This is a genomic window from Nocardia sp. NPDC049149 (assembly GCF_043197455.1).
Taxonomy (GTDB): Bacteria; Actinomycetota; Actinomycetes; order Mycobacteriales; family Mycobacteriaceae; genus Nocardia.
Genome location: NZ_JBICTD010000007.1, coordinates 187,803 through 213,339 on the forward strand (window position 1 = coordinate 187,803; position 25,537 = coordinate 213,339).

Consider the following 25,537-nt stretch of genomic DNA (forward strand, 5'->3'; position numbering starts at 1 on the left):
GGCCGAGTGTGCCTGGCCTGGTCCGGTGTTTTCCACGTGCGTGCCGATTCGCGTACTACAGGACCACGCGCGGGCTGTAGATACGCGCGACCCCATCGTTGTACCTGGTGATTTCGGTGTAGCTGCCGTAACTGTGCCCTGGCTTCGCCTTTGCGCTGTCCACAGTCATCGGCGGCGAGGGATACCTGCCGTTCGTGCAGGGCATTTTGCCGCTGTCTGCGACCTCCTCGTTGTCCCCGGTCTTGTACGCGTCGAAGTCGATCACTTTGACGACCATGGTGCAGTTATAGGGCGAGAGCGAGTCGTCTTTGATGGTGAGCCCGCCGAATGCCCGGGGTACTCCGTTCTCGACGTAAATGCACGACTCCACATCCGAGGAGCCATCTTTCGACGGCACCGACTCCGAGCAGGTGTACGGGCTACCGGGATTCGCCTCGGCGGCCGGCGCCAGCACCAGCAGCGGTGCGGCAGTGGCGAAAACACAAGACATAACACGTGACATCGAACCGACGAACATGCAAGACCTTTCGAGACGCATTGGACAAAACCCCCAGATCGAATGATCAAGAGTCACCTTATGCGCGCAATCCACCGGTGACATGACCGCAATAATCGGGGCACCGACTACGAAAGGCCGTGCACTGCAACATGTAACGCATTTCCGCCGACAAACGATAAACTCATTTATCGGAACACCGGACCGGTCGAGCTTCCAATTTCAGCCGTCGGCGGGCAATCCCAAAAGCTCGCGCGACAATTCACGCATTTCGGCCTTACGGACTTTCCCGGTGACGGTCATCGGAAACTCGTCCACCACATGCACATAACGCGGAATCTTGAAGTGCGCCAGCTTCCCCGCACAGAACTCACGGACCGCGTCGGCGTCCAACGGTGTTGCGCCCTCGCGCATCCGGACCCAGACCATCAGCTCCTCGCCGTACTTCGGATCGGGCACGCCGATCACCTGGGCGTCGAGGATGTCGGGATGGGTGTAGAGGAACTCTTCGATCTCGCGCGGGTAGACGTTCTCGCCGCCGCGGATGACCATGTCCTTGATCCGGCCGGTGATCGCCAGGTACCCGTCGTCGTCCATCACGCCGATGTCGCCGGTGTGCATCCAGCGGGCGGCGTCGATGGCCTCGACGGTCTTCGCCTGGTCGTTCCAGTAGCCGAGCATCACCGAGTAACCGCGGGTGCACAGCTCGCCGGGCGCGCCGCGCGGCACCGTGAGACCCGTTGCCGGATCGACGATCTTGACCTCGAGGTGCGGGCCGACCCGGCCGACGGTGCCGGTGCGCCGATCGATGCCGTCGTCGCGGCGCGTCTGGGTAGACACCGGCGAGGTCTCGGTCATGCCGTAACAGATGCAGACCTCGTGCATGCCCATCCGGTCGATCACCCGCTTCATCACCTCGACCGGGCACGGTGAGCCCGCCATGATGCCGGTGCGCAGGCTCGACAGATCCGGTGTCGCGGAATCCAATTCGGCCAGCATCGCGATGAACATGGTCGGCACGCCGTAGAGCGAGGTGCAGCGTTCCGACTCGACAGCGGCGAGCGTCGCCACCGGATCGAACGACGGTGCCGGAATGATCACCGCCGCACCGTGACTCGTGCTCGCCAGGTTGCCCATCACCATGCCGAAGCAGTGGTAGAAGGGCACCGGCACGCAGATCCGGTCCTGCTCGGTGTAGCCGCACAGCTCGCCGACGAAGAAGCCGTTGTTCAGGATGTTGTGGTGGCTCAGCGTGGCACCCTTGGGGAAACCCGTTGTGCCAGAGGTGTACTGAATGTTGATCGGGTCGTCGATGGACAGTTCCGCCGCGAGCCCGGCCAGCCGGTCCGCATCGATCGCGGTCTGCGCCACCTCGTCCCATTCCGGGGAGCCCAGCACCAGCACCTGCGCCAAGTCCGCCAGGTTGGGCCGGACTTCCTCGATCATCGCGACATAGTCCGACGTCTTGAACTCGGCCGCCGACACCAGCATCCGCACGCCGGCCTGACGCAGCACGTACTCGAGCTCACTGGTGCGATAGGCCGGGTTGATGTTGACCAGGATCGCGCCGATCTTCGCCGTCGCGTACTGCACGAGGAACCATTCGGCACAGTTCGGCGCCCAGATGCCGACCCGGTCGCCCTTGCCGATGCCACGTTCGGCCAGCCCGGTGGCCAACGCGTCGACCGCCGCACCGAGCTCACGGTAGGTCCAGCGGCGGCCGGACGGCTTGTCCACCAATGCTTCCCGGTCCGGGTAGGCGGCGACCGTGCGGTCCAGATTGCCGCCGATGGTGTCGCCGAGCAGCGGAGTCTCGGCGGTACCCGACGCATAACTCGGAGCGGACATCACTTGTTTCCCTTCTGCCGCAACACGAACCGCTGCACCTTGCCGCTCGGCGTTTTCGGCAGCTCCGTCACGAAGTGCACGGTACGCGGGTAGGCGTGTGCGGCGAACTTCTTCTTCACCAGTTGCTGCAGCTCGGTCGCCAGTTCATCGCTGGCGGCAGACCCGGTGCGCAACACCACGAATGCCTCGAGTACCTCGCCGCGCAGGTCGTCGGGCATGCCGACGACGGCCGCCTCGGCGACCTGCTCGTGCAGCACCAGCACGCTTTCCACCTCGAAGGGGCCGATGCGGTAACCGGCCATGATGATCACGTCGTCGTCGCGGGCGGAGAAGTGGAAGAAGCCGTCCGCGTCCCGCGATCCGGCATCGCCGGTGAGATACCACCTGCCGTCGGCGGTGTAGCGCTGCGCGGTGCGTTCCGGCGCGTCGAGGTAGCCGAGGAACCACAGCAGCGGACTGTGCGTGGTGTCGATCGCGACCCGGCCCAGTTGGCCGACGGGCGCTTCGACATCGGCGTTGTCGTCGAGCACCGCGCAGGTCCAGCCCGGCATCGCCTTGCCCATCGAACCGGCGGGCGCGTCCACTCGCAGCGCGTCGTGCCAGTGGTTGCAGATGAGCATGCCGTGCTCGGTCTGCCCGTAGTGATCGCGCACCGCGACACCGAGCGCGTCCACCGACCAGGACACCACGTCCGGGGTCAGCGGTTCACCGGCCGACGAGGCCCGGCGCAGGCGCAAACCGGGTGGGACAGTGGCGGTGTCGGCGCGCAACGCGCGGTAGACGGTCGGCGCCGCGGTGAAGTTCGTGACACCGAAGTTCTCCAGCACCGCCCAGGTGAGCGGCGGCGAGAACCCGGCGTGCAGCAGCAGGCTGCGGATGCCGGAGGCCAACGGGCTCAGGATCGCCCAGTACAGGCCGTAGGCCCACCCGGGATCGGCGGCGTTCCAGTACACATCGTCGGCGCGCACATCCAGCGAGAACTCCTGGTACGCAACGAAAGCCGCGAGCGCGCGGACCGGGATCGGCACGCCCTTCGGCGTGCCGGTGGTGCCACTGGTGAACAGCTGCACCATGATTCCGTCGCCGCCCACCGCGACGGCTTCGGCCCCGGTCGGCTGCGCGGCGATCAATTCGTCCAATCGCAACGCATCCTGCGGCGTCTCAGCGGACCCGGTGTCGCCCGCGACAATAAGCCGCCACGGCGCCTCGGCAGGCATGTCTTCGCCCGGCGCCAGCTTGGGCGCCTGGTCTGTATCGGCGATGACCACGGTAGTGCCGCTCGCCTGCAGCCGGAACGCGATGGCGGGCGGGGCGAACGCGGTGAACAGTGGCACGTGCACGGCACCGCACCGCCAGATCCCGAGCAGCGCCACCACCAGATCCACCGACTTGGCCATCAAGGTCGCGACCCGATCCCCCGGTTCGACCCCGAGCGCCACCAGCGCCGCCGCGAATCGAGCCGACCGCTCCCGCAGTTCGCCGTAGGTGAGGTCGGTCGAGGACAGGTCGCTCTCGACGATGGTGAACGCGATGCCGTTGGCCGGATGCCGGTCGCACAGCAGGTCGGCGGCCGACGCCGCAGGCCCGTCATACGTCGCCAACAGTTCGCGCACGCGCAGGTTCAGGTCGGTGCCCATCTCGCCACTCCTCATAGTGATCCAGCTCACCCCATAGGATGTAGATCACACCATTTCGCCACTACCCCCGAAAAGGGTTGAGTTCGATGACCGACACCGCAGTGCTGCGTCCGCGCGACGGCGATGCGTTACGCGCCGAGATCCGCTGGGTGGCAAGCACGGCCGGGGTGCCGGTGACGTTCGGCGGCGAGGTGCACGGCAACGCGCTGCTGCTGACGGAATTCGTCGGTACTCGCACCAACGGACTGCGCGGGCTGTCCGTGCTGCGCACCTCCGGACTCGGCGGCCGGGTGATGGATTCGGGGCGGCCCGCGTCGGTCACCGATTACGTCAACACCTCGACGATCACCCATCATTACGACGGCCCGGTTTCCGGCGAGGGGCTCCGCTCGATCGTCGCCGTCCCGGTGCTCGTCGACCGGTGCTCCCGCGCGGTGCTCTATGCCGCCACTCGCGGTGGCAGTCCGCTCGGCGACCGCACCGCCGACCTCGTCGTGCAGGCGGCCCGCCGCCTCGGCACCGAATTCACCATCCGCGACGAGGTCGACCGCAGGCTACGCCTGCTCGAAATGACCACGCCCACTGCGCATACCGCACCCGCCGTCGCCGAGGAATTGCGTGACATTCATGCCGAATTGCGCGGCTTGGCGCGCTCGGCCGACGACGAGGACCTCCGCGACCGCCTGCACACCGTCTGCGAGCGGCTCACCCGCGTCGTGGTCGGCGAGCCCGTCCCCGGCGCACCGCGCCTGTCCCGCCGCGAACTGGACGTGCTCGCCCAGATCGCCCTCGGCTGCACCAATCAGGAAGCGGCGCAACGCCTCTCGCTCGGGCAAGAGACGGTCAAGAGCTATCTCCGCAACGCGATGGCCAAGCTCGACGCGCACACTCGCCACGAGGCCGTCAGCGCCGCACGCAAGCACGGCCTACTCCCCTAGGACGGGTCACTCGGCCACCGAGCCGTGAACATGACTGAGAGTCAGGGCTTTTCAGCGTCGGGCAGGAGATCCGGGCGCCGTTCCCGCGTACGCGCGAGCGATTGCTCGTGCCGCCAGGCAGCGACCTTCGCGTGGTCACCGGACAACAGCACCGGCGGAACCTCCAGCTCACGCCAGACCACGGGCCGGGTATAGCTGGGACCTTCGAGCAGACCGTCGGAGAACGAATCCTCTTGATGGGACTGCTGATTCCCGAGCACACCGGGCAGCAGCCGAACCACCGCCTCGGTCATCACCAAAACCGCCGCCTCGCCACCGATCAACACGTAATCGCCGATGCTGACCTCTTCGACCCGGACCCGCCGGGCCGCATCGTCGAAGACCCGCTGATCGATGCCTTCGTAACGGCCACAAGCGAAGACGAGGTGATTCTCGGCGGCCCAGCGGTGCGCGGTGGCTTGTGTGAACGGCACACCGGCGGGCGTCGGAACGACGAGCAGCGCGTCGTCGGGGCAGACCGCATCGAGCGCGTCACCCCAGATCGTCGGCTTCATGACCATGCCAGGCCCGCCACCGTACGGCGCATCATCGACGGACTTGTGCACGTCATGGGTCCACTGCCGCAGGTCGTGCACGTCCAGCGAGATCAGGCCCTTGTCGATCGCCTTGCCGAGCAACGCCGTTCGCAACGGCTCGAGATACTCCGGGAAGATCGTGACGACATCGAGTTTCATGTGATCCTCGTGTTCATTCCGGATCGAGCAGGCCCTCGGGCGGATCGATGACGACAAGCCGGTCCGCGAGCGAGACGGTGGGCACGATGGCCGTGACGAACGGGATCAGGATCTCCCGCTTGTCTTCGACGGCGCGCACCGAAAGCAGTTCTCCCGCAGCCGAATGCAGCACCTCGTGCACGGTGCCGACCACGGTGCCGTCGGTGAGCTGAACGGTCAGCCCTTCGAGCTCGTGGTCGTAGTACTCGTCCGGGTCGTCGGACGGCGGCAGTTCCGCGCTCTCCACCACGAACAGCGTGCCGCGCAACGCATCGGCGGCGTCCCGGTCGGCGATGCCGTCGAGAAACACGAGAAGCCGGCCCGAGTGTTCTCGGGCCGACTTGACCGTGAAGTCGCGGACATCCTTGGAGCGCGCCAGCCGACCACGCAGGGTGGCGCCGGGCGCGAACCGGGCCTCCGGCTCGTCGGTGCGAATCTCGACGACCAGCTCGCCGCGCACACCGTGCGATTTGGCGACCCGTCCTACGACAAGTTCCATCTACTGGTCGGTGTCGACCACGTCGACCCGGATACCCCGGCCGCCGATGCCTGCGACGAGGGTGCGCAGCGCGGTCGCGGTACGACCGCCACGACCGATCACTTTGCCCAGGTCGTCGGGGTGCACATGCACCTCGACGGTGCGTCCGCGGCGGCCGGTGATCAGCTCGACACGGACGTCATCGGGATTGGCGACGATGCCGCGAACAAGATGTTCGACAGCATCGGCGACGACGGCACTCACGACTCCACCTCGCTGGCGCTCGGTTCCGTCGTGATCGCCGGGGGCGCTGCGCTTGTGGTTCGCTCGCTCCGCTCACTCACAGTTACTCAGCAGCCTCGGTTGCGGCCTCAGCGGCCTCGTCCTTCTTGGCGGTCTTCTTCTTCGGGGTGACGGCCTCGGTGGTCGGCGCATTGTCGGCGGCGGCAAGCGCGGCGTTGAAGAGGTCCAGCTTGGACGTCTTCGCGGCCTTGACCTTCAGCGTGCCCTCGGCGCCCGGCAGGCCCTTGAACTTCTGCCAGTCACCGGTGATCTCCAGCAGGCGCTGGACGGGCTCGGTCGGCTGCGCGCCGACACCCAGCCAGTACTGAGCGCGCTCGGAATCGATCTCGATGAGCGACGGCTCTTCCTTCGGGTGGTACTTGCCGATGGCCTCGATGGCCCGGCCGTCACGGCGGGTGCGGGCGTCGGCGACGACGATGCGGTACTGCGGGTTGCGGATCTTGCCCATGCGGGTGAGCTTGATACGAACAGCCATGCTTGTTCTGCCTCTTTCATAGGTGTGGTCACGGCGCAATTCAGCGACCCGCACGGTCTGCGAGCCCGGTTTAGCGCTTGGAGTGTGTGACCGCCGCGCGGTACGGAACCGGAGACGGGCTGACACTTGTCCAGGAAGGACGGTGGTTCATTGTGCCAGATGGGTCGGCGTCGAAAGAAATCGCCTCGGCGCTGTTACGAACCGCCGCCAGACCGCTATAACGACGCATGGGTATCTTCCGTCGCAACAGGCGCCGCAGCACCACCCGCGAGATGGCGAGTGAAGTAGGCCAGGAGGCCGCCGCCGAGTTCGTCCTTTCCGGCGTGTTCCGCGTCCTCGGCGGCATGTTCAAGGGACTCTTCCGACTGCTCGATTGAGCGCGAACTCACGCCTTCCGGTACCGCAGCAGCACCACGCCCGAGTTGAACGGCCGCGTCTCGACGAGCCGCAGCACCGGCACCTCGGTGGCGTTCTCGAACAGCCGCCGACCGGTCCCGAGCACGACCGGGTAGACGAACAGCCGGTACTCGTCGACCAAGTCGGCAGCGATCAGCGCCCGGACGAGCTGAATACTGCCGGTCGACACGATGTCCTTGCCCGGCTGATCCTTCACCGCACGGATCTCCTCGACCAGCGGTCCGCGCAGCACCACCGTGTTCTCCCACTCCGGATCGTGGAGCGTGCTGGACACGACGTACTTGGTCACCTTGTTCAGGTGCTCGGTGACACCGGAGGTGTCCTCGGTTTGCTGCGGCCAGTACCCCCGCATCTCCTCGAAGGAGACCCGGCCGAACAGCACCGCGTCGGAGTCGGCCATGTGGGCACGCAGCGTCCCGACGAGGTCGGACTGGTCCACACCCGCCGCGTTGGCCACGTCGAACCATTCGGCCGCCTCGACCACCCCGTCCACGGTGATGTTCTCGGTGACGATCAGCTCCCGCATCGATACTCCTCCTGTTGGCGTGCGTCTCCTACTGAAGACGGTCCACGCCGACAGAACTCATCGGTGCCTACGTCATCAATGCCCTGCGAAGGCGGTGCTGATCAGGCGAACAGCGGCGCGAGAGTCCGTCCGGCGAGCTCGACCGCGCCGGGCTCGTGGCCGTTGGTGACCATGTTGACGATGACGCCGTCGATGCCTTGGTCGAGCACCCTGGTCTGCAGCTGCTCGACGACATCGTCGGGGTTGCCGACGAACTGACGGTCGGCGACGGACTGTGCGCGTTCCTCCTCGGACATCGCGGCCAGGTCGATCCCGATGTTGCCGAGGAAGTCCTGCTGCGCTTTGCGCGCCCGATCGCCGTCCTCGTCGATCATCAGGAAGCACAGGTAGCTGGTCTCCAGCGTCTTCGGATCACGGCCGACCTCGGCGCAGCGCTCGTGCAGCGCCGCGATCTTGCGCGGCAGCTCCGAGGCGTTGCAGATGATGTTGAGGTGGTCGGCGTACTTGGCGGCCAGCGCGAAGGTCTTCTTCTCGCCCGCACCGCCGAGCATGATCGGCAGGTCGTCGCGCAGTCGCGGCTCGTTCATCGCGTTGTCGGTGTGGTACCACTTGCCGTCGAAGGTGGCGTGCTCGCCGCGCAGCATCGGGTGGATGATCTGCAGCGCCTCGTCGAGGCGTTCGAAGCGCTCGGTGAAGGTGCCGAATTCGAAGCCGTAGGACTTGTGTTCCAGCTCGAACCAGCCCGCGCCGATGCCGAGGATCGCGCGGCCTGCGCTGACCAGGTCGAGGGTGGTGACGGTCTTCGCGAGCAACGCGGGATTGCGATAGGTGTTGCCGGTCACCAACGCCGACAACTGGATTCGTTCGGTGGACGCGGCGATCCCGGACAGTGCGGTGTAGGACTCCAGCATCGGGTCTTCGGGGGCGCCGAGGCCGGGCAGTTGATAGAAGTGGTCCATCACGAACACGGTGTCGAAGCCAGCCGCTTCGGCCTCTCTTGCCTGCGTGACCACCGTCGGGAACAGCTCGCTGACCGGCTGTCCGTAGGTGAAGTTGGGCATCTGATAACCGAGGCGAATACTGCCATGTCGACGGACGTCCCTGGCGGTGTCTTGGTTGCTCATACTGTCAACGCTAGGACTTGGAGTGCACTCCAAGTCAACCCTTCGACGCACCGGCGGGTCTCGCCACCGTTGCCCGCCTCACCGATGGCCTGTGATGGGGCCGTGGCGCTGAAACAGTCGCCCCCGCAGGATCACCGCGTACGGGGTGGCGAGAATTTCCGGGTTGACGCGCGGATCTTCCTGATAGACAACGAAATCCGCAGGAGCACCGGCCTCGATACTCGGCCGCCCCAGCCAGCTACGAGCGTTCCACGAGGCGGCTCCGAGCGCATCGTGCGCGGACAATCCGGCCGCACCGAGCGCCGCGATCTCCTCGGCGATCCGGCCGTGCCGGATCGAGCCGCCCGCGTCGGTGCCCGCAAAGATCGGCACGCCCGCCTCGTGCGCGTTGGTGACCGTCTGCTTGACGCGCCGATGCAGGTCACGCATGTGCGCGGCGTAGGTGGGGAATTTACCTGCGCTGTCCGCGATTTCGGGAAACGTGTCGATGTTGACCAGCGTCGGCACCAACGCGGTGCCGTGCTCGACCATCATCTCGATCGTCTCGTCGGTGAGCCCCGTGCCGTGTTCGAGGCAGTCGATGCCCGCGTCGATCAGGCCGGGCAACGCGTCCTCGCCGAACACGTGCGCGGTGACCCGGGCACCGTTGGCGTGTGCGGCGTCGATGGCTTCCTTGAGGATCGCGTCGCTCCAGAGCGGGCGTAGATCACCGACGGACCGGTCGATCCAGTCGCCGACGATCTTCACCCAGCCGTCGCCGAACCTCGCCTGCTCCGCGACGATCTCCGGCAGGTCGCGTTCGTCGTCGAGTTCGATGCCGAGCTCGCGGATGTAGCGCCGGGGGCGGGCGATGTGGCGGCCGGCCCGGATGATTTTCGGCAGGTCGTGGTGGTCGTCGATGAACCGGGTGTCGATGGGCGATCCGGCGTCGCGCAACAGCAACGCGCCCGCGTCACGCTCGGTCTCGGCCTGCGCGATCGCACCGGCGTGATCCTCGTCGCCCCCGCCGTACCTGATCCCGACATGGCAGTGCGCGTCGACCAGCCCCGGCACGATCCAGCCTGTGCGACACAGTGTTTCGGCACCCGGCACCGGCTCGAACGACACCAGCCCATCCCGCACCCACAGATCGCGCACGTCAGCATCGGGGAGAACCACACCACGCAGATGCACAGCAACCTCCTGGAACTAGTCGGCTGCCTCCAACCTACTGTCCACGCCCCCTGACAGTCACGCGCCAACCGCCGACGTGGACAGCCGGACCGAGCAGTGCCCGCGGTGGTCAGCGAACGACCACGACGTCCGTTCGTTCCTCGCAGACCGCACGCACCGCCGCCAACCCGGCGGCGATCGCGGGATGACCACCGCTGCCCCGGCGAATGCAGGCAACGTGGCGGCGAGTCGGGCGGGCGTCACCGTGCAGCGGCACGCGCACCACGTCGTGCGCGCCGGGCAGGTCGGCCAGGCGCGGAATCAGGCTGACGCCGAACCCGCGAGTGACCATGGCGGAGATGCCGATCCAATCCATGCCGCGATGCACGATGCGCGGCGTGAATCCGGCTGCGGCACAGGCACTCAGCTGCAGCTGGTTGTGCGCGACGCGTTCCGGTGCGCCGATCCAGGTCTCCTCGGCCGCCTCCGTCAATGCCACGCTCGTCCGGCCCGCCAGCGGGTGGTCGGCCGCGACCAACAGGTCCTGCGGCTCGTCGATCAGCGGAAATTGCTCGAAGCGTGGATCGTCCGTGGTCGGACTGCCTGCCGTCGGAATGAGCACGCCCAGATCGGTGTCCCCGAGCAACAGCAGCTCGTAGCACTGCCGGCTTTCGTCCTCGTTCATCTGCACAGCCAAGCGAGGGTGAGCGTCCCGCAGCCGCGCCGCGGCCGGGGCAACCAGCGCGACCAACGCGGTCGGCATCGCGCTGATCCGCAGCACCCCGGCCACCGAGTCCCGCTCCAGCGCCAGCTCGGCCTTGGCCCGCTCGGCCTGTGCGGCAAGCACTCTGGCTGACGCCAATCGAATTCGACGCGGCGCGGCTACTGCACCGCTGATCCGATCGGCTCATCCGGCTCCGAGCAAGGCATCGAGCGCGAGCCTGGCGCGCGGCGCATGCAGGGGTGAGAAGTGCGCGTTGATCTGCAAGGCCTCGGTGAGCGCCGCGGCGGCTTCCGTGTTGCGGCCGAGCGCGGCGAGGATCATGCCGCGGTGATAGGCGAAGGTGGCGTTGCGCCAGCCGAGGCTTGCCGCGCGATCGGCAAGCACGAGAGCGTCGGCGTCGCGCCCCGCCTTGTGCAGCGACCACGCCAGGGTGTCCGCGGTGAGAACGAACTGGCGACGCCCGAACTCCAACTCGGCCAGTCGAACCGCCTCGGCGGGGTCACCGTGGTCCGCCGCAAACAGGGCGGCGCCTGCGTACTCCGTCGTGCCCTCCGCCGCCAGCCTGTCGAACCGAGCAGCGACCTCCCGGTATTTCGCGGCCGCCTCGCCTGGTCGGCCCGCGGCATCGAGCAGCTCACCGAACTCGATCAGATACTCCGGCAGCGGAGCTTCCTCGGTCAGCGCCGTGTACTGCGTGATTGCCTCGCCGATAGCGCCGCGCGCGGCGGAAATCTTGGCCTGCCCTTGACGCAAAGCCACGCTGCCCGGGTTGGCCAGCAGCCCGGCACGGTACTGGCTCTCAGCCTCCGCGAGGTCACCGGTATTGAAGGCGAGCTCACCGAGGTGGTACCGGCAGAAGGCGATCTGGTCGGGAATGTTCGCCGCCGCCAGCGCCATCTGCAACGCGGTCCTCGCGTCCGCGGTGCGGCCGTGCAATTCCAGGTCGTAGGCGGCGCGGGTGAACGACGGAACGCCGGGTCGCAGCGCCAGCATCCGCTGCACGGCCGCGGTCGCCGCGTCCGCGTCGCCGAGCTGGGTCAGCGCATCGATCAGGACGCCGTAGCCGTCCGCACTGGTCGGCCGCAACGCGACGGCTTGTTCGGCATAGCCACGCGCGGGACCGAAGTCGTGCCTGGCGTTGGCGAGGGCGCCGAGCCCGATCAGTGCGTCGGCGTTGGCCGCCGGCTGTAGCACCAGCGAACGATCCAGCGCCCGTTGCGCATTGCCGTAATTCTCCGGATCGCCGGTGACGCGGGCCAATTCGACGTACGAGCCGCCCAGGTCGGCCCAGGCGCGCGGATTACCGGGTACTCGCTCCAACTGTTGGGTCAGCTGACTGATGTGTGCGGACAGCGGGTCAGTGGCCGCAGCAGCTGCGGTGGTCGACGGCCGGTCGTACAGCGTCGCGGTCACGCCGAGTGCTACGGCGCTGACCCCGATCAGGATGGTCGCGAGCACGTATCGTGGCCCGCGGAAACGTTTTTCGGTCATCTCGAGCTTCTTCGCGATGGGTTGTCGAACTTCTTCAGAGCACTGGGTAGTCGAAACACCGGGTGGCGCAACGAGTTCACGTTCCGCCACCCGGTGTCCGGGTCAGGCGTTCGGCTGCTGCTCCTGCAGCACGATCCGGTTGCCCCGGCGACGCCACCACAGCCACCCGCCACCGGCGAGCACTGCGGCGGCCGCACCGCCACCCGCGACGATCGGCGTCAAGGACATCCCGTCGTCACTCGGCGCCACCGGTGCCGCCGCGGGAGCCGTTGCCCCCGACGATGATCCGGCGGATGTCGTCTTGCTCCGCGCGGGCAACGCGACATACGGGAAGGAGGTGGAGAACGCCGCATCGTTGGCGTCGACCTTATCCCCTGCCGCCAGCGCGGGCACCAGCTTGCCCGTCTGCGCCGCACCCTCCACGGCCTGGACAGCGATGTCGACCACATCGTCACTCAGCCGCCTGCCGTTCGGGAACCCTTGCAGGTCACCGCCGAGCACGCCGAGCCGATTCGGCGTGGCCGTCACCGGCACCGCCATGTTCAACCGCAGCATTTCCGAGGGCCGGAACGCCGCGGCATTGGCATCGGCGTTGAGGACCTGCGAATTCAGATCCGCCTGGATGGGCGGTGCGCTGTGGTCCAGCGTCGGCGCCTGCTTCGCGATGCCGGTCAGGAAGATCTCGACCAGGTCGTTGCGTGGCGTGGCAGGCGCGGGCACCTTGTAGATTCCCTCGATCAATTGCGCCAGTTCGGGTTTGGTGACCCGCTCGACCACCTGCGGAACTCCGGCGTCGCCGACCGGTTGCAGCGCGTTGAACGCGTCCTTCAGCCCCGTCGGCACCACCACCTCGTTCACGAGCGGGTTGCCGAGCCGGGATACCTGCACGAACTCACCGGTCGGCGTGGCGGCGCCAGGGGTGAGTTGCATGGTGCGCCGCTCGGTGTCGCTCCACACCCCGATCACCGGGTTGCGCACCGGGTCGTTCTTCAACGCGAGATCACGCATCGGCACTTGCAGCACAACGGTATTGACGTTCGTGCCGGCGAGTGTGTCGGTGCCGACCTCGGACAGATTGCCGCCGTAGAGCAGATCGAACACCCGCAGATCGAGGAAGAACGGATCCTCGGCGGCGCCGACGTACACCGAGCCGCCGCTGGGCAGACTGTGCGTCGCCTCCTTACGCAACACGCCGTAGTCGGGGATGGACGCCGGGCCGGTGTCGGACGGCGCGACCGCCCCGTGCGCGATCGGCCGCCAATCGTTGGCGCCGTGGCTGACCGACAGCTCGTAGTTCTGCCGGTACAGCAGGTTTTCGTCGGTCAGGCTGGTGACCGGTCCGTTGTTGTACAGAAAGGTGTTGGCCCCACGGCGATCATCGGTCGTGACCGTGACGCGATAGCTGACATTCGGTTTCGCGTCGCCATCGCTGTCGATGTTGATGTCGTGATAGGTCTCGGTGGCCCATGGGTAGAAGTTCGGGCCGCCGTTGGGTTCCTGCAACCCGAACCAGTTGGCGACGATCGTCACGGTATCGGGCTTGTCCGGACTCACGAACGCGTAGACGTCGGTGTTGTCGGCCGCCGGATCTCCGGCGATCAGTGGGGCTTCACGATGGCTGGACGCGTCTGCGGCAGGCAGCGTCAGGCCGCAGACCGTGCCGCCGAGAACCGTGATTCCGACGACGGCGATGGCACCGGCGGCGCGGCGGCGAACACCTCGCCGAGGTGAACATGACATGAGGTTTCCTTCGGGACGTGCGAATAATGGTGCAGCTCATGGTGGCCGCGCGGGACGGTCACCCACATCGGTCGATCGACCTATCCCCGATTCCGCGGGACGCGCCGCCCCCGGCGAACTAACGTGGCAGAGTGACGATCCCGCCCGCCGCCATCCGAGTCACCGAGGTGCTCGCGGCACTGTCGCTGACGACCGACCTGGCGACCGGCGTGCCGTTCGAGAAGGGCTTGGCGACCTGCCTGGTCGCCACCGCGCTCGCCGAACGCATCGGCCTGGCGGAAGCGGATCGCAGGATCGTCTTCCACGCGGCGCTGCTCGGCGCCGTCGGTTGCACCAGCCGCGCCTCGGAGAACGCGGCCGCATTCGCCGATGACGTTGCCTTCCAACGCGCTTACCACGTGCTCGATCCCGGCGACGCACCCGTGTTCGCCGCACAGCTGGCCAGCTTCGGCTCCTGGGCGCCCGAAAGGCAGTCGCAGTTGCGTGACCGATACGTCGGCGCGCCACCGCAGCAGGCGGCCGCGGCGGTCCGGTCCGTGTGCGAGGTGAGCCGCGCCCTCGGCTCCCGGCTCGGACTGCCCGAGGCCGCGGTGCTTGCGCTCACCGAGGTCAAGGAACGCTGGGACGGGCTCGGCGCGCCGGAACAGCTTCGGGGCGAGGAGATCTCGCTGACCGGGCGGATCGTGCACCTCGCCGAACAGGCGGTCCTCGCCGCGGCGGGCCGGAACCGGCAGGACGCGACGGCCGAGCTGCGACGGCGGGCAGGCGGACATCTCGATCCCGATCTGGTTGCCCTGTTCAGCGCGGACGCGGACGCGATGTGGGACTGCCTCGATGTGCCGGATGTGCTGACCGCCGTTGTCCGCGGGGAACCCGGTGTGCCGCTGCATATCCGGCCGCGTGAGCGACTGCACCTGTGTTTGGCGCTGGCGATCGTGGTCGACTTGAAAGGCCGGTGGCTGCTCGGGCATTCGGGCCACGTCGCCGATCTCGCGGGCGCGGCGGGCGAGCTGTCCGGGATGACCCCGGACGACCGGGAAACCCTGCGGGCCGCGGCGCTGCTGCACGACATCGGGCGGGCCGGGGTGTCGAGCGCGATCTGGGACCGGCCGGGCCCGCTCGGTCCCGGCGATTGGGAACGGGTTCGGCTGCACACGTATTGGACCGAGCGGGTGCTGCGCCGCTGTCCCGGGCTCGCCGATCTCGCCGATCTCGCCGCAGGCCATCACGAACGGCTGGACGGCACCGGCTATCACCGCGGCGTCCGTGGCCGGGACCTGGCGCGTCTCGCCCGGATTCTCGCCGCCGCCGATGTCTTCGCCGCACTCACCGAGCCGCGCCCGCACCGACCCGCCTACGCGCCCGACGACGCCGCCCGCGAATTGCTCGCCGCAGCGGCTGCGGGAAGCCTCGATCGAGAGGCGTGCGTGGCCGTCGTGGAAGCGGCCGGACTACGCAAGCCACGGACCGACCTGCCCTGCGGACTCACCGAGCGTGAGCTCGATGTGCTCAGGCTGGCCGCCCGCGGACTGTCGAACCGGATGATCGCCGCGGAGCTGGTGGTCTCCGAGCGCACCGTCGGCCACCATCTCGCGCACATCTACGACAAAACCGGCCGACGCACCCGCGCGGGCGCCGCGGTGTTCGCGATGGAACACGGGCTGCTGCCGGACTAGGCCCCGGCGCCGCCCCGTGCCGGAAAGGCCGGGGCGGCGAAAACGGTTAGTTCTTCGGGAATTTCAGCTTGCTGAGGTCGAAACCTTCCAACCCCGGCGGGAGTTGGTCGAGGCCGGGAGGCATGTTCGACAGGTCAGGCATCCCTGCGGGCATACCTGGCATGCCGGCGGGCATCCCGGGGAAGCCGCCACGAACCTTCGGCGGTGTGGGACCGCGCCCACCCTTCTTCCCCTTCTTGCCCTTTTTGTTGTTCCCGCGTCGAGTGCCTGGCATGCCCATCTGACGGCCCATCATCGCCATCATCTTCTTGGCTTCGAAGAAACGATCGACGAGCTGGTTGACATCGGAAACCTGGACGCCGGAGCCGTTGGCGATGCGCAACCGCCGAGAGGCGTTGATGATCTTCGGGTTGTCCCGTTCGGCCGGGGTCATGCCGCGAATGATCGCCTGCACCCGGTCGAGCTGCTTGTCGTCGACCGCGGCGAGCGCGTCCTTCATCTGGCCCGCGCCGGGCAGCATGCCGAGCAGGTTGCCGATCGGGCCCATCTTGCGGATGGCAAGCATCTGCTCGAGGAAGTCCTCCAGCGTCAGCTCGCCGCTGCCGATCTTGCGGGCGGCCTCCTCGGCCTGCTCCGCGTCGTAGATCTGCTCGGCCTGCTCGATCAGGCTGAGCACGTCGCCCATGCCGAGGATGCGGCTCGCCATCCGGTCGGGGTGGAAGACGTCGAAGTCCTCGAGCTTCTCACCGGTGGAGGCGAACATGATCGGGGCGCCGGTCACCTCGCGCACCGACAGCGCCGCGCCACCGCGGGCGTCGCCGTCGAGCTTGGTGAGCACGACACCGGTGAACCCGACGCCGTCGCGGAACGCCTCGGCCGTGGTGACCGCGTCCTGACCGATCATGGCGTCGAGCACGAACAACGTCTCGTCCGGCTGCACGGCATCGCGGATGCCTGCGGCCTGCCGCATCAGTTCCTCGTCGATGCCGAGACGACCGGCGGTGTCGACGATGACCACGTCGTACTGCTTGGCCTTGGCCTCGGCGATACCCGAGCGCGCGACCTCGACCGGGTCGGCCGCGCTCACCCCGAGCGCGTTGTCGCCGCCGCCGATGGAGGTGCCGGGGTGCGGCGCGAACACGGGCACTTCCGCACGCTCACCGACCACCTGCAGCTGGGTGACCGCGCCCGGCCGCTGCAGGTCGCAGGCCACCAGCAACGGCTGATGTCCTTGTCCCTTCAGCCATTTCGCGAGCTTGCCCGCGAGCGTCGTCTTACCGGCGCCCTGCAGACCGGCCAGCATCACCACGGTCGGCGGGTTCTTCGCCAGGCTCAGCCTGCGGGTCTCGCCGCCGAGAATCCCGACGAGCTCCTCGTTGACGATCTTGACGACCTGCTGCGCCGGATTGAGGGCCGCGGACACCTCGGCGCCCTTGGCGCGCTCCTTGATTCGCGTGATGAAACCGCGCACCACCGGCAGCGCAACGTCGGCCTCGAGTAGGGCTAACCGGATCTCACGACAGGTGGCGTCGATGTCGGCCGGTGACAGACGCCCCTTACCACGCAGATCCTTGAGGGCACCGGTAAGCCGGTCGGACAGGGATTCGAACACCGATCGCGCTCCTGATCTCGGGGGACGTCAATTGCCTCCCAGGGTAATGGGATCGCCCCCACTACTCTGCAGGCGGTTCGTCCTTCGAGGTCGAAGTGTGTCTTTTCAGTCGAGTGAACGGCGACGCGGTTTGGCTGTCCTGCGGTAGTCGTGGTTTTCCTTGGCCACCATGTAGACCGCCTCGCGAGCGGTCAATCCCAGTTCCAACGCGAGGTCATCGAGAATGGCCCACTCCGTTGTCGTCGGGATCCGGGAATTGGCCACCGTAGAGGCGATGGTCATCGCGGTCACAGCTTGCTGCGCGGTCAGGGTGCGACCGGGTAGCCAAGAAACAACCCAGCGATCTCCGCCGACGCACCGCGCCATATGCGTGGTTTCGTCGCTCGTCATCATCGACGCCGCAACAACTTCAATTGCCACAGACGTGCTCCCCTCATGCTAGCGATAGCCAGACGCTACTGATCCTAGGGCGCGAAAGGTTCACAATAGAAGGGTTCCAGCAAATCATGTGCAACAGATTGGTTACTTCCCGTGCTGTCAGGTTCCGATGACCTCGGGACCGGGCATACCATCCTCCGGCTTCTTCGGCGCGGGCCGCGGCACGACCGCCAGGATCGCCTTTTCGATGGCCGCTCTGCGGTCGGGGCCGTCGTCGGCACCGAGGTCGACGCAGAAGGTGTCGACCACCGCAGAACCCATCGTCACCACCTTGGCCCAGCGCACGTCGGCGCCGCACTCCTCGAGCGCGGCGGCCAGCCTGCTCAGCACGCCGATGCGATCCTCGGCGCGCAATTCCAGCAGCACCTGACCCGGCACCGAGGTGCCCGACCAGAGCACTCGCGGCTGAGCCTGCGCGTATTGGCTCGGCCCGATACCGCCCGCCTCGCGCTCCCTTTTGACCAGGAGCGCGGGCACGTCCAGGTCACCGGCCATGGCGCGGATGAGTTCCTGGCGCAACAGTCCCGCATCCGGCGGGTCACCGAACTTGGGCGAAACCACGAAAGCGTCGATGGCGGAATCACCTTCGCCGCCGAGCGAGGCCGAAAGCACCCGCAGCGAATGCAGCGCGAGCACCCCGGCGGCGTCGGACAACAACCCGGCCTTGTCCGGGGCGATCACGGTGACCGCGTAGGTGTGCTTGCTCTCCCCCGGTTTCAATTCGACGTGCACGCCGCCCGCCTTGGCCTTCGCGATCAGCTCCGGGGCGATGGGCTCCGGCGTCGGCAGCTCGCCGCCCGCCATCACCAGTCGGCAGCGGCGGACCAGATCGCCGATGAGCGAGGCCTTCCAATCACCCCACACGCCGGGCCCGGTGGCCAGCGAATCCGCTTCGGCCAGGGTGTGCAGCAGTTCCAGCAGTTCCGGATCACCGCCGAGCGCGTCGACCACGAATTGCACGGTGTCCGGGTCGGCGAGATCGCGCCGCGTCGCGGTATCCGGAAGCAACAGGTGGTGGCGCACCATCGCGCTGAGCGTCCGCACATCCGAGGGCCACAGGCCGAGCCTGCGGCCGATGTGGTTGGCCAGTTCCGCCCCGACGATGCTGTGGTCGCCCACCCGGCCCTTGCCGATGTCGTGCAGCAGCGCGCCGAGCGCGAGCAGATCCGGCCTGGCGACGCGGGTGCTCATCGCGCTCGCGTAGGCGACCGTCTCCATCAGATGGCGATCGACCGTCCAGGTGTGCAGCGCGTCGCGCGGCGGCAGGTCACGCACGGCGCCCCATTCCGGAAGCAGCCTGCCCCACAAGCCCGTTCGATCGAGCGCCTCGATCGCGTCGATGGCGCCGCGGCCCGCGCCGAGCAACACCAGCAGGTCGTTGAGTGCGTCCTTGGGCCACGGCTCGCGCAGCTCGGGGGCGTCCTCGGACAGTCGATTGAGGGTGGTCGCCGACATCGGCAGCCCGGTCTGCGCCGAAGCGGCGGCCACCCGCAGGATCAGCCCCGGATCGCGCTGCGGCCGCGCGTCCCTGGCCAGCACCACCTCGCCCGCATGCTCGACCACCCCCTCATCGAGTGGTCGCCGCACCGGCATGCGGCGTAGGCGCGCCAGGCCGCGACGCGGCAAGGCGTTGGCAGCGGTGCGCAACCCGACATCGACCGAGTAGCTCACGGTCCGCGCCGAATCACTCAGGGTGCGAGCAAGATCGAAGCGATCGCCGATCCGCAGCGCCGCCCCGATCTCGTCGGCATCCTGCGCCCGCAGCTGGTCACGGGCCCTTCCCGCCACTCGGTGCAATTCGGTGCGAACGTCCAGCAAACGTCGATGCGCCTGTTTCAAGCCGCCACCGGGCACCTCGGGACCTAGGCCGGGCATGGCGTCGGTCAACTGGGCGATGGCCAGCGCATCGAGGAGTTGGATGTCACGCAGTCCGCCGCGCCCGTTCTTCAGATCGGGCTCGGCCCGATGCGCGATCTCGCCGCTGCGCTGCCACCTGGCCTCGGCCTGGGCGATGAGTTCGTCGAACCGGGAACGGATCCCGGTCCGCCATTCCCGGCGCACACCGCCGATCAGCAGGTTGCTCAGTTCTTGATCGCCCGCGATGTGTCTGGCCTCCAGCATCCCGAGTGCCGCGATCAGATCGTCGGAGGCGACCCGCAGCGCCTGGGGGACGGTCCGCACACTGTGATCGAGCTTGATGTGGGCGTCCCACAACGGATACCAGAGTTGGTCGGCGACCTCGGCCACCCTCGCGGGATCGACGTCGTCGTGCAGCAGCACCAGATCGAGATCGGAGTACGGCAGCATTTCTTTGCGACCGAGACCACCGACGGCGACCACGGCGAGACCACTCTCCCTGGTGATACCGAGCTCGACGGCCTTGCCGGTGAGCCACAGCTCGTACAGGTCGACCAGGGCCTGTCGCAAGGATTCGGCGTCGAGTCGTGGATTACGCGGCACCCCACCGTCGAGCAGTTGGCCGCGAGCGCGGACCAGATCGGCCGCTCCGTTGGATACCTTGCCGCCGTTGGTGTCTCCGGTGCCGGTCCGCCCACCGTCGTGCTCACTGCCCACAACCCACCGCCCATTCATGCAGTGCGGCCCCGCCCCGACCGGAGCTCCGGTGGGAGGCGAGGCCGCCGCGTTAACAAGGATTTTCGGTTACAGCGCGTCAGAACCGCGTTCGCCGGTCCGCACCCGGATGATCGCCTCGACCGGCGTCACCCAGACCTTGCCGTCACCGATCTTGCCGGTCCGCGAGGCTTCGACGATCACCTCGACGACCTTGTCGACGGACGCGTCGTCCACGACTACCTCGACCCGGACCTTCGGCACGAAATCCACGGAGTATTCGGCACCGCGGTAGACCTCGGTGTGACCCTTCTGGCGGCCGTAACCCTGCACTTCGCTGACGGTCATGCCGAGCACGCCTGCCTGCTCGAGCCCGGTCTTGACGTCCTCGAGTGTGAACGGTTTGACGATTGCGGTGATCAGTTTCATGTTCGTCATGCCTCCTTGACGGCCGAACGTGCCGTGCTACCCACAGCGGCGAAATCGTAGGCGGTTTCCGCGTGCTCGGACTCGTCCAAGCCAGCGGACTCGCCTTCCTCGCTTGCGCGCAGCCCAATGGTGAACTTCACGATATAGGCAATGATCAGGCTGGCGATGAAGGAGAAGGCAAGTACCGCACCGGCACCGACCGCCTGACGCCACAGCTGATCGATGCCGCCGCCGTAGAACAGGCCGGTCTTCGCGGCGCCCATCTCGGGCGCGGCGACCAAACCGACCATCAGGGTGCCGACGATGCCGCCGACCAGATGCACGCCGACCACGTCGAGCGAGTCGTCGAAGCCGAACTTGAACTTCAACCCGACCGCGAGGGCGCACAGCGCACCGGCGACCGTGCCGACCGCGAGGGCGCCGATCACGTTCACCGAGGAGCAGGACGGGGTGATGGCGACCAGGCCTGCCACGATGCCCGAGGCCGCGCCGAGCGAGGTCGGGTGACCGTCACGCAGCTTCTCCACCAGCAGCCAGGCCAGCATGCCCGCGGCGGTCGCCACGGCGGTGGTGACGAAGGTGGTGCCCGCGAGACCGCCGGAGGTCAGCGCCGAACCCGCGTTGAAGCCGAACCAGCCGAACCACAGCAGGCCTGCGCCGAGCATCACGAAGGGAAGGTTGTGCGGGCGGAAGGCGGTGGTCGGCCAGCCCTTGCGCTTGCCGAGCACCAGCACGAGCGCCAGCGCGGCAGCACCGGCATTGATGTGCACCGCGGTGCCGCCCGCGAAGTCGACCGCGAGCAGTTTGTTCGCGATCCAGCCACCCTCGTGGATGACGTTGCCGTCGGCATCCTTGGCGTCGAAGTCGAAGACCCAGTGCGCGACCGGGAAATAAACGACCGTGACCCAGATACCCGCGAAAAGCAGCCAGGCACCGAACTTCAGGCGGTCGGCGACCGCACCCGAGATGAGGGCAACCGTGATGATGGCGAACATCAATTGGAAGGCGACGAACACGCTCATCGGAATCGTGCCGAGCAGCGGAATGCCGGTGGCCGCGGAGGTGACGGCGCCGCTGGCGTCCTTGACCTCGGCAACGGCGTTGCCGCCGAGGATGCCCTTCAGGCCGAAGAACTGCGATGGATCGCCCATCACGCCGAACTTGTTGTCACCGAACGCCATCGAGAATCCGTACAGCGACCACAGCACTCCGACGAGGCCCATGGCGCTGATGCTCATCATGATCATGTTCAGCACATTCTTCGACCGGACCATGCCGCCGTAGAAAAATGCCAGACCAGGCGTCATCAACAACACCAGGGCTGAGCTCGCCAGCATCCATGCGGTGTCACCGGTATCCGGTGCACCGGTAAGGGGAAATGCCACCTTAATGTCCTCCTCATCTCGGGCCCTGCCGACTCCGGCAACTGGACCTGACCAGAAGGGTGCTCACTCGGTGTTTCATCCGAAGAGCAGTCGTGTTTCCCCGACGTGAACGGATGCGGCAGTTGTGTTGCCTTTACGTTTCGCGATTTACACCGTGAGTTTGCGCGCAACTTCGGGGCACGTTCCGGACAAAACGGAAACATGGTTACCGGCGGGTATCAGCAGCAAACATTCGGTGTGCGGTGCGCTGCGCCGCACAAGCACACCGAATACCGCGCGCAACCACGAGATGCGGCGAGCATGCCGGCGTCTCAGCCGAGCAGCGCGTCCACGAAAGCGCCCGGCTCGAACGGAGCCAGATCGTCGGCGCCCTCACCGAGGCCGACCAGCTTCACCGGCACACCGAGCTCGTGCTGCACCTGGAAGACGATGCCGCCCTTGGCCGTTCCATCGAGCTTGGTGAGCACCACGCCGCTGATGTCGACCACGTCGGCGAACACACGTGCCTGCATCAGACCGTTCTGGCCCACGGTCGCGTCGAGGACGAGCAGCACCTCGTCGACGGCGGCCTTCTTCTCTATCACGCGCTTGACCTTGCCGAGCTCGTCCATCAGGCCGGTCTTGGTGTGCAGGCGACCCGCGGTATCGATGAGGACCACGTCGACGCCGCGCTCGATGCCCGCACTCACCGCGTCGAAGGCGACCGCGGCTGGATCGGCGGCCTCCTTGCCACGCACGGTCTCGGCGCCGACCCGCTCACCCCAGGTCTGCAATTGGTCAGCAGCGGCGGCACGGAAGGTGTCTGCGGCACCGAGCAGCACGCGCCGCCCGTCCGCGACGAGCACGCGCGCGAGCTTGCCGGTGGTCGTGGTCTTTCCAGTGCCGTTGACGCCGACGACAAGCAGGATCGACGGGTGATCCGCGTGCGGCAACGCCCGGATCGAACGGTCGAGCTCCGGGCGCAGCGCCTCGATCAGCACGTCGCGCAGCACCTCGCGGGCCGCGTCGGTGGTGCGTGCGCTGCGCGACGCCATCTCCTCGCGCAGCCGCGCCACCACGGCGGCGGTGCTCGCGGTGCCGAGGTCGGCGAGCACCAGGGTGTCCTCGACCTCCTCCCACGATTCGTCGTCGAGGTCGCCGCCGCCGAGCAGGCCGAGCAGGCTCTTGCCCACCGCGTTCTGGGACCGGGCCAGGCGGCCGCGCAATTTGATCAGGCGGCCCGCGGTGGGTTCGATCTCTTCGAGCGGGGCGGGAGCTTCGGCGCCCGCGGCGGTGTCGGGCGCGGCGGCAGGAGCGGTGCTTGCCTCTGCGGTGTCCGCACCGGACTGCGCCGCTGCCGTTTTCAGCTCGGCGACTTCTGTTCCGGTCGGAGTCGAATCAAGTCCGCTCGGAGCGGAATCCGCTTCAGACGGAGTTTCCTCAGCGACCTCCGGAGCTACCTGCGTGTCCGCCGAGGCGGTCGCTGCACTCTCCGGTGCGGTCGTCGCCGTTTCCGGCACCTCGGCGACATCGGCCTCGGGCAGCCGGACATTCGTGATCCCCCGCTTCGGCGCATCACGCGGAATCGCCGCGTCGTCGCCGACATGCGGCTGGCCGTCCGTGTCGGTCCGCTCGATCAGCTGCGGCTCGGGTTCGGCGGTCGCGGTCCCGCCGCGACTGAAACTGAACCCGCCCGACGCCGCGTAGCCGCCGGACCGATCCGCCAGCTCCTTCTCGGCAGACGGTGGCGTCAGCGACACCCGGGAGCGCTTGTACCGGACAAAACCGACGACAAGCACGACGAGGAGCAGGGCGGCAACCGCGGCGATCAGGATCCAAGCTTCGGAACTCACGCGCCCATCCTTGCAGAACGCCGCAGCCCGCTTTACCACGCCGCTCCGGCTGGAAGACACAACCCCTGAGATTTCTTGTCCTGCGGAACTTCTCGCGACGTGCCAATAGGATCGGCGACGTGACCGATCGAAACGTGCTTGGGGGGCCGCTGGAAGAGTGCGGCGCCGATCCTCTCACCGGCTTCTACCGGGACGGCTGCTGCAGCACCGGGCCGGAGGATCTCGGTAGCCACACCGTGTGCACCGTCGTCACGGCCGAATTCCTGGAGCACCAGGCGTCTATCGGCAACGATCTCAGTACGCCGCGGCCGGAAAACAACTTCCCCGGCTTACAACCGGGCGACCGGTGGTGCGTCGTTGCCGTGCGCTGGCTACATGCGCACGAGGACGGTGTCGCCGCACCCGTCGTGCTGGCCGCGACCCACGAAAACGCCCTGGAAGTGATCTCCATGGACATCTTGCGCAAGTACGCGGTCGATGTCCCCGACGACGTCAGCGACCTGTTGTAAACCCCAGACCGTGCCAGGCAGCCCGGGCCACCCTCCGGCTGCCGGTTTTCTGCTGTCCGTCGCCCGGCAGCGACAGTCGCGGGCGACATCTGTCGCTTTTGCGCCGTGTGATCTCCCTCCCATTCAGGGCAACTCGGGCATTACCCGCTCACCGGCGCGTGGCAGCGACCCTTTGCCGATGCGCCTTCTGACGGCAGGCAGGCGAGCAATACCGAGGACGACGGCCGGTCCCGGTGTGCCGGACGCCCGCGCCACACACAGGGCAGCGGTGCGCAGAGTCTTCCGTTTCGTTACGACCCGCCATTTCGTTACGCAGATCGGTGTCGGCGGCTGAATTCGTCACGCCCGGTACGGCGCGCATCGCGTCGAGAACAATCGCGGCGGCACGGGCGAGGCCACCGTCGGTCGGCTGAACTCGCTGGATGGCAACACATCCGGTGAAGATCGCCAGCACATCGGAGACCTCGATGTCGGCACGCACCGCGCCGTCGCGTTGCGCGGCCGCCAGCAAGGCCGCCAAGGCTCGGTGGAACCGCTCCCCCGCGCTCATCAGCAGCGCACGCGGCCAGCCGTCATCGGATTGCACCAGATCGCACAGCGCCTGGTTACCCGGCGTCGACGTGACCACTTGGTGGCAGAACGCGAAGAACGCCGCACCCGGATCCGGCGACCCGAGCCGGTCGGCGGCCAGCGCGGCGAGCCGATCGACCCGCTGCTGCATAACCGCTTCCAGCAGATCGACTTTCGTCGGGAAGTGCCGGTAGACCGTGCCCGCGCCGACCCCGGCCCTGCGGGCCACCTCGGCCAGCGACACCGAGGGGCCCTGCTCCGCCAACGCCCGCTGTGCTGCGGCAAGAACCAGGGCACGGTTGCGTCTGGCGTCGGCGCGAACCGCCGGTGCCTCGTCGATGATGTCGGTCATTTCGTTACGGCCCTCTCTTGCGTGACCTGGCCAAGCGGGCC

General features: G+C 67.5%; 23 protein-coding genes. 3 read left to right on the plus strand and 20 right to left on the minus strand.

Annotated elements, in window-relative coordinates; translation table 11 throughout:
* Positions 1 to 55: 55 nt before the first annotated feature.
* The 3 genes from ACGFNJ_RS28485 to ACGFNJ_RS28495 all read right to left on the minus strand — a co-directional run bounded on the left by ACGFNJ_RS28485 (position 56) and on the right by ACGFNJ_RS28495 (position 3,981).
* Positions 56 to 490 carry a hypothetical protein gene (locus tag ACGFNJ_RS28485; protein WP_393454633.1) on the minus strand — a complete coding sequence of 145 codons (435 nt, stop codon included), beginning with the start codon at positions 488 to 490 and terminating at the stop codon, positions 56 to 58.
* Between the two features lie 228 nt (positions 491 to 718).
* Positions 719 to 2,344, minus strand: coding sequence for an AMP-binding protein (locus tag ACGFNJ_RS28490; RefSeq protein WP_393454636.1), 1,626 nt, complete (start codon positions 2,342 to 2,344; stop codon positions 719 to 721).
* On the minus strand, positions 2,344 to 3,981 hold the full coding sequence (locus ACGFNJ_RS28495; RefSeq protein WP_393454639.1) for an AMP-binding protein: 1,638 nt from the start codon (positions 3,979 to 3,981) through the stop codon (positions 2,344 to 2,346). The genes ACGFNJ_RS28490 and ACGFNJ_RS28495 overlap by 1 nt, the downstream gene beginning before the upstream one ends.
* Before the next feature lie 86 nt (positions 3,982 to 4,067).
* On the opposite strand from ACGFNJ_RS28495, the gene ACGFNJ_RS28500 reads away from it, so the two are divergent.
* Positions 4,068 to 4,919 carry a response regulator transcription factor gene (locus ACGFNJ_RS28500; RefSeq protein ID WP_393454642.1) on the plus strand — a complete coding sequence of 284 codons (852 nt, stop codon included), beginning with the start codon at positions 4,068 to 4,070 and terminating at the stop codon, positions 4,917 to 4,919.
* Positions 4,920 to 4,960: 41 nt separating this feature from the next.
* Here ACGFNJ_RS28500 and trmD read toward each other — a convergent pair whose 3' ends face one another.
* The 10 genes from trmD to ACGFNJ_RS28550 form a co-directional block, all read right to left on the minus strand.
* Entirely contained in the window at positions 4,961 to 5,653 is a 693-nt protein-coding gene (gene trmD, locus ACGFNJ_RS28505; protein ID WP_393454645.1) for a tRNA (guanosine(37)-N1)-methyltransferase TrmD, read from the minus strand.
* 13 nt (positions 5,654 to 5,666) lie between these two features.
* Positions 5,667 to 6,191 (minus strand): ribosome maturation factor RimM, encoded by a 525-nt coding sequence (gene rimM / locus ACGFNJ_RS28510; RefSeq protein WP_393454649.1) that lies wholly within the window; start codon positions 6,189 to 6,191, stop codon positions 5,667 to 5,669.
* Positions 6,192 to 6,434 carry an RNA-binding protein gene (locus ACGFNJ_RS28515; RefSeq protein WP_011210690.1) on the minus strand — a complete coding sequence of 81 codons (243 nt, stop codon included), beginning with the start codon at positions 6,432 to 6,434 and terminating at the stop codon, positions 6,192 to 6,194.
* An 82-nt stretch (positions 6,435 to 6,516) separates the two neighbouring features.
* A complete protein-coding gene (gene rpsP / locus ACGFNJ_RS28520) occupies positions 6,517 to 6,948 on the minus strand; it encodes a 30S ribosomal protein S16 (RefSeq protein ID WP_393454652.1) in 432 nt (143 codons plus the stop codon).
* A gap of 385 nt (positions 6,949 to 7,333) precedes the next feature.
* Entirely contained in the window at positions 7,334 to 7,891 is a 558-nt protein-coding gene (locus ACGFNJ_RS28525) for a dihydrofolate reductase family protein (protein ID WP_393454655.1), read from the minus strand.
* Between the two features lie 101 nt (positions 7,892 to 7,992).
* Positions 7,993 to 9,015: an LLM class F420-dependent oxidoreductase gene (locus tag ACGFNJ_RS28530; protein WP_393454658.1), complete on the minus strand. Its 1,023-nt coding sequence runs from the start codon at positions 9,013 to 9,015 to the stop codon at positions 7,993 to 7,995.
* Positions 9,016 to 9,093: 78 nt separating this feature from the next.
* The gene (locus ACGFNJ_RS28535; protein ID WP_393454661.1) at positions 9,094 to 10,188 is read right to left on the minus strand and encodes an amidohydrolase family protein; all 1,095 of its coding nucleotides are present in this window, start codon (positions 10,186 to 10,188) and stop codon (positions 9,094 to 9,096) included.
* Positions 10,189 to 10,297: 109 nt separating this feature from the next.
* The gene (locus ACGFNJ_RS28540) at positions 10,298 to 11,029 is read right to left on the minus strand and encodes a LysR substrate-binding domain-containing protein (protein WP_393454664.1); all 732 of its coding nucleotides are present in this window, start codon (positions 11,027 to 11,029) and stop codon (positions 10,298 to 10,300) included.
* A gap of 45 nt (positions 11,030 to 11,074) precedes the next feature.
* On the minus strand, positions 11,075 to 12,382 hold the full coding sequence (locus ACGFNJ_RS28545; protein WP_393454667.1) for a hypothetical protein: 1,308 nt from the start codon (positions 12,380 to 12,382) through the stop codon (positions 11,075 to 11,077).
* A 102-nt stretch (positions 12,383 to 12,484) separates the two neighbouring features.
* Entirely contained in the window at positions 12,485 to 14,122 is a 1,638-nt protein-coding gene (locus ACGFNJ_RS28550; RefSeq protein WP_393454670.1) for a DUF4331 domain-containing protein, read from the minus strand.
* Positions 14,123 to 14,253: 131 nt separating this feature from the next.
* Between ACGFNJ_RS28550 and ACGFNJ_RS28555 the strand changes: the two genes are divergently transcribed.
* Positions 14,254 to 15,798: an HD domain-containing phosphohydrolase gene (locus ACGFNJ_RS28555; protein ID WP_393454673.1), complete on the plus strand. Its 1,545-nt coding sequence runs from the start codon at positions 14,254 to 14,256 to the stop codon at positions 15,796 to 15,798.
* Between the two features lie 46 nt (positions 15,799 to 15,844).
* On the opposite strand, the gene ffh is transcribed toward ACGFNJ_RS28555, so the two are convergent.
* The 6 genes from ffh to ftsY form a co-directional block, all read right to left on the minus strand.
* Positions 15,845 to 17,410 (minus strand): signal recognition particle protein, encoded by a 1,566-nt coding sequence (ffh, locus tag ACGFNJ_RS28560; RefSeq protein WP_393454676.1) that lies wholly within the window; start codon positions 17,408 to 17,410, stop codon positions 15,845 to 15,847.
* 105 nt (positions 17,411 to 17,515) lie between these two features.
* Entirely contained in the window at positions 17,516 to 17,830 is a 315-nt protein-coding gene (locus ACGFNJ_RS28565; protein WP_245745826.1) for a hypothetical protein, read from the minus strand.
* 117 nt (positions 17,831 to 17,947) lie between these two features.
* Positions 17,948 to 20,440 (minus strand): [protein-PII] uridylyltransferase, encoded by a 2,493-nt coding sequence (locus tag ACGFNJ_RS28570; RefSeq protein WP_393454680.1) that lies wholly within the window; start codon positions 20,438 to 20,440, stop codon positions 17,948 to 17,950.
* 69 nt (positions 20,441 to 20,509) lie between these two features.
* On the minus strand, positions 20,510 to 20,848 hold the full coding sequence (locus ACGFNJ_RS28575) for a P-II family nitrogen regulator (RefSeq protein ID WP_069161855.1): 339 nt from the start codon (positions 20,846 to 20,848) through the stop codon (positions 20,510 to 20,512).
* Positions 20,849 to 20,853: 5 nt separating this feature from the next.
* Positions 20,854 to 22,233, minus strand: coding sequence for an ammonium transporter (locus tag ACGFNJ_RS28580; protein ID WP_393454683.1), 1,380 nt, complete (start codon positions 22,231 to 22,233; stop codon positions 20,854 to 20,856).
* 311 nt (positions 22,234 to 22,544) lie between these two features.
* The gene (gene ftsY, locus ACGFNJ_RS28585) at positions 22,545 to 24,065 is read right to left on the minus strand and encodes a signal recognition particle-docking protein FtsY (protein WP_393454686.1); all 1,521 of its coding nucleotides are present in this window, start codon (positions 24,063 to 24,065) and stop codon (positions 22,545 to 22,547) included.
* Positions 24,066 to 24,184: 119 nt separating this feature from the next.
* Between ftsY and ACGFNJ_RS28590 the strand changes: the two genes are divergently transcribed.
* Positions 24,185 to 24,574 carry a DUF2237 family protein gene (locus tag ACGFNJ_RS28590; RefSeq protein ID WP_014987060.1) on the plus strand — a complete coding sequence of 130 codons (390 nt, stop codon included), beginning with the start codon at positions 24,185 to 24,187 and terminating at the stop codon, positions 24,572 to 24,574.
* Between the two features lie 148 nt (positions 24,575 to 24,722).
* Here ACGFNJ_RS28590 and ACGFNJ_RS28595 read toward each other — a convergent pair whose 3' ends face one another.
* Positions 24,723 to 25,496: a TetR/AcrR family transcriptional regulator gene (locus ACGFNJ_RS28595; protein ID WP_393454689.1), complete on the minus strand. Its 774-nt coding sequence runs from the start codon at positions 25,494 to 25,496 to the stop codon at positions 24,723 to 24,725.
* Between the last annotated feature and the right edge of the window lie 41 nt (positions 25,497 to 25,537).